Raw genomic sequence first — 1477 nt, forward strand, 5'->3', positions numbered from 1 at the left:
GAAGTCCAGATCCGGGCGGCGGTCCTCAACCGCTTCACGGCGCTCGGCATCCCGCTCACCGTGGCCATGGGATAAGTGTGTCCGGGGAAAGGGGAACTGCGGTCGTCAGCTGATTTGCGCAACAGCGCCCCTCTGCGCCCCGCGCGACCAATGGCCGCCGGACAGTCTGAAGGGAGGCGAGCAGGTGATCATGACCGGGGCCGGCCCGGAGCCGTTCGGGCGCTTTCGTCTGCCGCAGATTCTGGCAATCGCCCGGATCACTTTCCGGGGGGGCGGCACGCGAGTTGCGCCTGAGGCCGCAGCGGATCGAGACCGACCTCGATGCGCGCCGTCTGTCGATGCTTTATCCTGCCAGCCTGCCCTGTGGTCCCTTCGAAGCCGAGGTCGAAAAGACCGTCCTGCCCATGAGACAGATCTCGGGCGTTCAGAAATGACCGGCGCCGCGGTTCTTTTCGGGGCCCTCGAAACCCCGTTCGGGGACACCGAAGCCACTCTGGCTGCGCTGCGCTCCGGCGCAAACGCATTCGTCCGACCCGGGAGGCGCAGATCCCTGGCATCAATATCCGGACGATCGGCAGCCTGATGGACACGGACGTTCTGAAGTCTTGCAACATAGAGAGATGAAGAGCGGGCCCATGCCATCCGTCTAACCACATGGATTCGTGGTGTGAATCCTTCACGGCCAGAGGTTTGCAATAATGCCGATATGGTGTTGAAATGAAACGGGAAATGCGCTTAGTTGCGCACAGCGAACCACTTTCGCGGCCCCGTAGCACAACTGGATAGTGCAGCGGTCTTCTAAACCGCAGGTTCCGCGTTCGAGTCGCGGCGGGGTCGCCAAATATCTGGTTTTATTGAAGAGTCCCGTGGCGCACTTCGAAATTTGGCGGGCTTCAGAACCGTCCATGATTCTCGAGGCGACGCCGGCCGGCCAATAGGGGTTGGTCACTGACCTGCAAGTATGGAGAATCCTTCCGCCAGCGGGACGAAACGCTCGTAGTGGACGAAATGCCCCTTCAGCTCAGCGAGGTGTTGTTGCAGAACTTGGGCGGTGAAGGATTCACATCGGAAATCCATGCGGTTAGACGAGCGGCATGAGCAAGCCCAAGCCCGCCCGCTACCGCACTACGAACTGGTCCACCTACAGCGATGCGCTCAGGAAGCGCGGGTCACTGCTGATCTGGCTGGACAAGGAGATTGCCTGGCACGCGCCACATGAAGGCCGTCCTGGGCGCCCACCGGTGTTCTCGAATGCCGCGATCCAGTTCTGCCTGTCGATCAAGATTCTGTTCAAGCTGCCGCTCAGACAGACCGCTGGGATGGTTGCCAGTCTGCTGCGGCTCGCGGGGCTGGACTGGCCCGTTCCGGACTACTCGACCCTATGCCGCAGGCAGAAGACCCTGAAGGTGCAGATCCCTTATCGCCGTGCTGGCGGACCGCTGAACCTGCTGGTGGACAATGAGGCATTGACCGCCAT

The 1477-nt window shown here is 61.5% G+C and carries 2 protein-coding genes and 1 tRNA gene; all 3 read left to right on the top strand.

Annotated elements, in window-relative coordinates; all coding sequences use genetic code 11:
* The first annotated feature begins 284 nt into the window (after positions 1 to 284).
* Positions 285 to 434 carry a hypothetical protein gene (locus C8N38_RS21480; protein ID WP_158272409.1) on the top strand — a complete coding sequence of 50 codons (150 nt, stop codon included), beginning with the start codon at positions 285 to 287 and terminating at the stop codon, positions 432 to 434.
* 329 nt (positions 435 to 763) lie between these two features.
* Positions 764 to 840, top strand: a tRNA-Arg gene (locus tag C8N38_RS20985).
* Positions 841 to 1094: 254 nt separating this feature from the next.
* Positions 1095 to 1477 (top strand): transposase (locus C8N38_RS20990; RefSeq protein ID WP_146176356.1); only part of this gene is annotated, 383 nt, incomplete at its 3' end.

The organism is Rhodovulum kholense (assembly GCF_003053725.1).
In the GTDB taxonomy this organism is placed as follows: Bacteria; Pseudomonadota; Alphaproteobacteria; order Rhodobacterales; family Rhodobacteraceae; genus Rhodovulum; species Rhodovulum kholense.